Source organism: Mycobacterium sp. (genome assembly GCF_050701515.1).
Taxonomy (GTDB): domain Bacteria; phylum Actinomycetota; class Actinomycetes; order Mycobacteriales; family Mycobacteriaceae; genus Mycobacterium.
Map to the genome: position 1 here is coordinate 1 of NZ_JBOGDB010000251.1, position 6,436 is coordinate 6,436.

The window sequence follows — 6,436 nt, forward strand, 5'->3', positions numbered from 1 at the left end:
GCGTTGAACACGGCCGGGACGCAGCCCCCGGCCTCCCCCGCCCAACGCGCGAGGCGGACCCCGGGCAGCGCGTCGTGGTCGACCGGCTCGAACGTCCAGCTCTGCGGCACGTCCCAGGCACAGGCCGCCGCGGCGTCCGGCACCCGGCGGGGCCAGCCCAGCGCGAGCGCGATCGGCAGCCGCATGTCGGGCGGGCTGGCCTGGGCGATCGTGGCTCCGTCGGTGAAGGTGACCATCGAGTGCACGATCGACTGCGGGTGGACGACGACCTCGATGCGGTCGTAGGGGATGCCGTACAGCAGGTGGGTCTCGATCAGCTCCAGGCCCTTGTTGACCAGCGACGCCGAGTTCAGCGTGTTCATCGGGCCCATTGACCAGGTGGGATGCGCGCCGGCCTGCTCGGGTGTGACGCGCTCGAGGTCGGCGGCGGCCCACCCGCGGAACGGTCCGCCGGAGGCGGTGAGCACCAGGCTGGCGACTTCGTCGGCGGTGCCGCCGCGCAGGCACTGGGCCAGCGCCGAGTGCTCGGAGTCGACCGGCACGATCTGGCCGGGTTTCGCCGCCCGCAGCACCAGCGGCCCGCCCGCGATCAGCGATTCCTTGTTGGCCAGGGCAAGCCTGGCGCCGCTGTTCAGCGCGGCCAGCGTGGGTTCTAGCCCGAGCGCGCCGACCAGAGCGTTGAGCACCACGTCGGCGTCGGTGTTCTCCACCAGCCGGGTGGCGGCGTCCGGCCCTATGTAGGTGATCTCGCCCACCTGCTCGGCGGCCGTGGAATCGGCGACGGCGATGTTCGTCACGCCGGTTTCGGAGCGTTGGCGGGCGAGCAGGTCCGGATTGCCACCGCCGGCCGCCAGCCCGACCACCTCGAAGCGGTCCGGGTTTGCGGCGATGACCTCCAGCGCCTGGGTACCGATCGAACCGGTGCTGCCCAGCACCAGGACCCTCAGCCGCTCGTTCGTGCTCACCGATCCATTGTGCCGCGCCGCGGGATCTTTCCCGCGAGATGGGGCCACCCGCGGCTGGGAAAGGCAAATGTGACCCAAATGTGACGTGCTACGCCCGCACCGATCCGTGCTGGGTGTCACTTCGAATCCCCGGTGTCAGTCCAGAGGGCGGCGGCACAAGCCGTCCGCGATTAGGGAGTCGAAGCACACATGAAAAATGTTCAGCGCAGCACACTTGCAGCCGCCAGCATCGCGGCACTGGCGATTCTCGGCCTGTCGGCGTGTTCGACCGACAGCTCGTCCACCGCGACGGAGACGACAACGCCTGCCGAAACGACCACTTCTGCACCGGCTGCCACGACGACCGCGATGGCGGAGCCGGCGGGCACCCTGGTGGGTCCGGGCTGCGCTGCCTACGCGGAGCAGGTGCCCGAGGGCCCGGGTTCGGTTGCCGGAATGTCGCAGGACCCGGTGACGGTGGCGGCGTCTAACAACCCAATGCTCAAGACGCTGACCCAGGCGCTGTCGGGCCAACTCAACCCGAACGTGAACCTCGTGGAGACCCTCAACGGCGGTGAGTTCACCGTCTTCGCACCCACCGACGACGCATTCGCCAAGATCGACCCGGCGACAATCGACAAGCTCAAGACCGATTCGGACCTGTTGACGAGCATCCTGACCTATCACGTGGTGCCCGGTCAGGCCGGCCCGACGCAGGTTGTCGGCACACACAAGACCGTGCAGGGTGCCGAACTCACCGTTACCGGTGAGGGCAACAACCTCGAGGTCAACGACGCCGGGTTGGTGTGCGGTGGTGTCTCAACTGCCAACGCCCAGGTGTACATGATCGACACCGTGCTGATGCCGCCGGCCAACTAGGTCCCGGTCCTGTCGCGAGAAGACGCGAAAGCCCCCGACACGCCGAGTGTTCGGGGGCTTTTGCGTCTTCTCGTGAGAAATGGCGACCCATCCAAATGCGTTGCGGCTCCGAATAACTGCCATGTTCACACTCGCGCTGATCGGCTTCCTGGGCGGCTTGATCACTGGCATCTCGCCATGCATCCTTCCCGTCTTGCCGGTGATCTTCTTCTCCGGAACGCAAAGCGCCCGTGGCGATTCCAATGCCGAAGTCGGCGGCGGCGTCGCGACCGCGGTCAAAGTCAAGCCGGCGCTGTCGGTGACGTTGCGGCCGTATCTGGTGATCGCCGGTCTGGTGCTCAGTTTCAGCGTCGTCACGCTGGTCGGTTCCGCGCTGCTGTCCCTGCTGCATCTACCGCAGGACGTCATCCGGTGGGTCGCACTCGCCGCGCTGGTGGCGATCGGCATCGGCTTGATATTCCCCAAGTTCGAAGCGCTGCTGGAAAAGCCGTTCTCGCGGCTGCCGCAGAAGCAGCTCGGAAACGGCAGCAGTGGATTCGGCCTGGGCCTCGCCCTGGGCGTGTTGTACGTGCCCTGCGCCGGACCGGTTCTGGCGGCCATCGTGATCGCAGGTGCCACCGGAACGATCGGGCTCAACACCATCGCCTTGACGTTGTCGTTCGCGATCGGCGCTGCGCTTCCGTTGCTGTTCTTCGCACTCGCGGGCAGGCGAGTCGCCGAGCGGGTCACCGCGTTCCGCCGCCGTCAGCGCGAGATCCATATCGCCGCAGGCGTCGTGACGATCCTGTTGGCTCTCGCGCTGGTGTTCAACCTGCCGGCGGCGCTGCAACGGGCCATTCCCGACTACACCGGCGTGCTGCAGTCCAGCGTCGGCGGCGACGACCAGATCCGCGAGAAGCTCAACCTGGGCGGCTTGGTCAACGATCAAAACGCCGAACTGGATAACTGCTCCAACGGCGCGCCCGAGTTGGAAAGCTGTGGCGAAGCGCCCGACATCAATGGCATCACCAAGTGGCTGAACACGCCCGGCAACGCGCCAGTCGACTTGAAGTCGTTGCGCGGCAAGGTTGTGCTGCTCGACTTCTGGGCCTATTCGTGCATCAATTGCCAGCGCGCCATCCCGCATATCGTCGACTGGTACGACCGATACCGGGATTCGGGCTTCGAGGTAATCGGGGTGCACACCCCCGAATACGCCTTCGAGCGTGTCGAGAGCAATGTCGCCAGCGGTGCCGCCGATCTCGGCATCAGCTATCCCATCGCCATGGACAACGGGTATTCGACCTGGACGAATTACCGCAACCGCTACTGGCCCGCCAAGTATCTGATCGATGCGAACGGAACCGTGCGGCACATCAAGTTCGGCGAGGGCGACTACGACACCACCGAGAAACTGATCCGGCAACTGCTTACCGATGCGCGACGCGGCATCGACCTTCCGCCGCCGGTCGACGCCGTGGACACTACCCCGCGGGAGCAGACCACGCCCGAGACGTATTTCAGCGTGGGCAAAGTCGTCAATTACGGCGGCGCCGGCGCCTACGAGCAGGGATCGCGGATGTTCGACCATCCGCCGACGCTGGCCGAGGATTCCTTTGCCTTGCAAGGCCGGTGGACGCTCGACTTCCAAGGCATCACCGCCGACGGCGACCGCTCCGGCATCGAACTGAACTACCGCGCCCGCAATGTCTATCTGGTGGTCGGCGGGACCGGCACGGTAACCGTCAAGCGCGACGGCAAAGACGCCGCCATCCCGATCAGCGGACCACCGACGCTGCGTCAGATTGTCGCTGACGACGAGGACCGAAACGGCCAACTCTCGGTGCGGCTGACCCCAGGACTGCAGGCATTCTCGTTCACCTACGGATAACGCCTTGTACGTGCACATTTTTCGTCGATTCGATGGCGCCACCCATCCGCAGGTGCTTGAGCTCCGAATAACTGGTGCGAACAAAGAGAGGCGGCACCTGAGGCCGTCCGCGACAAAGAAGGTGGATATCCGATGAAGAACACCAAGAAGACGGCCGCGGTTGCCGGTCTGGCCGCTGCGGCGGCGATGGGCCTGTCGCTGACCACCGCGGCGAGTGCGTCGGCCGAACTGGTCGGGCCGGCTTGTTCTGCCTACGCCCAGCAGGTGCCGATGGGTCCCGGTTCGGTGGCCGGCATGGCGCAGGACCCAGTCGCGGTGGCGGCGTCCAACAATCCGATGCTGACGACGCTGACCAAGGCGGTGTCGGGTCAGCTCAATCCGAACGTGAATCTCGTCGATACGCTGAACGGCGGCGAGTTCACCGTGTTCGCTCCGACCGATGACGCGTTCGCCAAGATCGACCCGGCGACCATCGAGAAGCTCAAGACCGACTCGGCTCTGCTCACCAGCATCCTGACCTATCACGTGGTGCCCGGCCAGGCCGGCCCGACACAGGTTGTCGGCACGCACAAGACCGTGCAGGGCGCCGAACTCACGGTGACCGGTGAGGGCAACAACCTCAAGGTCAACGACGCCGGGTTGGTGTGCGGTGGCGTCGCCACGGCCAACGCTCAGGTGTACATGATCGACACCGTGCTGATGCCGCCCGCGAATTAGCTTCGACCACAATAGAACTAAGCCGGGCAGCCCGACTAGCTGGGATCGGGCTGCCCGGCCGTGCGTCCGGGCGCCGACGGGTCGGCCGTCGCCTCGATCTTCACGATTAGGTTGTCACGCAAGGTGAGAACCAGGACCGCGAAAAGCCGCCGGTTGGTGAAAGCAAGCAACACCGGCTGTCCGACCGGCCCGCTCACCACCGTGGCGCCGTGGCCGAGGTAGCGAAGCAGATTCGTCGCCACCTCCTGCGGGCCGTGGTTGATCTGCGGCGGTGCTACGGGATCGCCGAGGATCGTTCCCATTCCCCACACGGCGGGGTCGAGGACCTCGGTCAGCGCCTGCAGGTCGCCGTCGGCACACGCCGCGATGAACTTGTCGATGACCTGCCGATGCTCGACGCGGGATACATCGGTCACCGGCGGCGCGGCGCCCTGGAACTTCGCCCGGGCACGACGCGCCAACTGCCGACACGTTCCGATCGGCCGGCCCACCGTCTGCGCGATCTCCTCGAACGGAATCTGGAACACGTCGTGCAGCACGAACGCCACCCGCTCGCCCGGCGACAGCCGCCGCAGCACCTCGAACAGTGCGTCGCGGATCTCGTCGTCCAACGTGACCCGCTCGGCCGGATCGGGATTTGGTGACTGGTTCACCGGCCGAGAGGCCTCCAGGATGCCGTTCTCCTCAGGCTGTTCGCGGCGCACCCGCGCGGAGCGAACCTGATCCAGACAGAGCCGTCCGGCGACCACCGTAAGCCAGCCCCGGATGTCGTCGATCTGGGCCAGGTCCGTTCGGGCCAGCCGCAGGAACGCATCCTGGGCGACGTCTTCGGCTTCGCCGACATCGCCCAGCATCTGGTAGGCGAGATTCACCAGGTACGGTCGGTGACTGCGCCACGCCGCCTCGACCGACGGCGAATCCCTCATGCAAATAAAGACGAACCAGCGAGGCGAAAAGTTACACAAACGCGCCTGGTAACTTTTCACTCGCGCGCGCCGTCCTTGGTTGCATGAACGCAATTCTTGTCACGGGAGCGACCGGCAACGTCGGTCGCCCACTTGTCGCTGAGCTCGCGAACGCAGGCGTCGAGGTACGCGCCGTCACTCGTCACCCGGCCACCGCACAGTTTCCCGCCGGCGTGGAGGTGGTGAGCTCGGCCGCCGCCGGCCTGCACGGCACATCGGCGGTGTTTCTCAACTCGCGCGCGCTCGGCGAGGATCTCGCGCGGGTGGTGGAATTGGCGCGCCGCGAGGGTGTCAACCGACTTGTTGCGCTGTCGGCCATCAACGCCGATGACGACTTCTCGCGTCAGCCGTCACGGTTTCGCGGCGATCGCAACAAGGAGGTCGAGCAGCTCGCCGTCGGCTCCGGTCTGGAGTGGGTGAGTCTGCGGCCAACCGTGTTCGCCACCAACTTCCTTGGCATGTGGGCGCCGCAGATCCAGGCGGGCGACGTGGTCAACGGCCCGTACGCTAGCGCATCGACCGCCCCCATCGTGGAAACCGACATCGCCGCGGTGGCCGCCGAAGCGTTGATCACCGATGAGCTTGTAGGCCAGAGAATTCCGTTGACCGGGCCGGAGGCGTTCACCAACGCCGAGCTGGTGGAAGTCATCGGCTCGATCCTCGGTCGTCCATTGCGTTATCAGGAAGTGTCGGCCGAATCGGTAAGGCAGCGATTCGTAGCAGCCGGTCTTCCGGCCGAGTTCGCCGACGCCTACATCGCCTACCTGTTCGTGACGGTCGAGAAACCGGCGGTGGTGACCCGCGACGTGGAAGAAATCCTGGGCCGCTCGGCCCAATCGTTTGCGCAGTCGGTTACCGAGCATCGTGACATCTTCACCAACAAGTAAGGGAGACAACACATGTCCGATCCAGTCCCACCGCGCTACCTCAAACCAATGAACAGAGTGGTGAAAGGGCTTCAGAAGCTTGGGCTCCGGACCGGGCCGGCGATGGTCCTAACGGTGCCGGGCCGCAAGTCGGGCCGACTACGCAGCACCCCGATGACTCCGTTCGAGTTCCAG

6 protein-coding genes and 1 pseudogene are annotated in these 6,436 nt (G+C 65.8%); 5 read left to right on the plus strand and 2 right to left on the minus strand.

The features are described 5' to 3' along the window. Positions 1 to 965 (minus strand): 1-deoxy-D-xylulose-5-phosphate reductoisomerase (locus ACRDU5_RS19265; RefSeq protein ID WP_526616375.1); only part of this gene is annotated, 965 nt, incomplete at its 3' end. Between the two features lie 189 nt (positions 966 to 1,154). Between ACRDU5_RS19265 and ACRDU5_RS19270 the strand changes: the two genes are divergently transcribed. The 3 genes from ACRDU5_RS19270 to ACRDU5_RS19280 all read left to right on the plus strand — a co-directional run bounded on the left by ACRDU5_RS19270 (position 1,155) and on the right by ACRDU5_RS19280 (position 4,410). Further along, complete coding sequence (locus ACRDU5_RS19270; RefSeq protein ID WP_526616376.1) at positions 1,155 to 1,823, plus strand: fasciclin domain-containing protein; 669 nt, start codon at positions 1,155 to 1,157, stop codon at positions 1,821 to 1,823. Between the two features lie 121 nt (positions 1,824 to 1,944). Further along, positions 1,945 to 3,693, plus strand: a complete 1,749-nt coding sequence (locus ACRDU5_RS19275) for a cytochrome c biogenesis protein DipZ (protein WP_526616377.1) — start codon at positions 1,945 to 1,947, stop codon at positions 3,691 to 3,693. Between the two features lie 132 nt (positions 3,694 to 3,825). Continuing rightward, positions 3,826 to 4,410, plus strand: a complete 585-nt coding sequence (locus ACRDU5_RS19280; RefSeq protein WP_526616378.1) for a fasciclin domain-containing protein — start codon at positions 3,826 to 3,828, stop codon at positions 4,408 to 4,410. Positions 4,411 to 4,445: 35 nt separating this feature from the next. Here the strand turns inward: ACRDU5_RS19280 and sigI are convergent, their stop codons facing one another. Further along, positions 4,446 to 5,336, minus strand: coding sequence for an RNA polymerase sigma factor SigI (gene sigI / locus ACRDU5_RS19285; protein ID WP_526616380.1), 891 nt, complete (start codon positions 5,334 to 5,336; stop codon positions 4,446 to 4,448). An 83-nt stretch (positions 5,337 to 5,419) separates the two neighbouring features. Between sigI and ACRDU5_RS19290 the strand changes: the two genes are divergently transcribed. Continuing rightward, complete coding sequence (locus ACRDU5_RS19290) at positions 5,420 to 6,262, plus strand: NAD(P)H-binding protein (protein WP_526616382.1); 843 nt, start codon at positions 5,420 to 5,422, stop codon at positions 6,260 to 6,262. A gap of 12 nt (positions 6,263 to 6,274) precedes the next feature. Continuing rightward, positions 6,275 to 6,436, plus strand: a pseudogene (locus ACRDU5_RS19295) (deazaflavin-dependent nitroreductase); the annotation flags it as partial.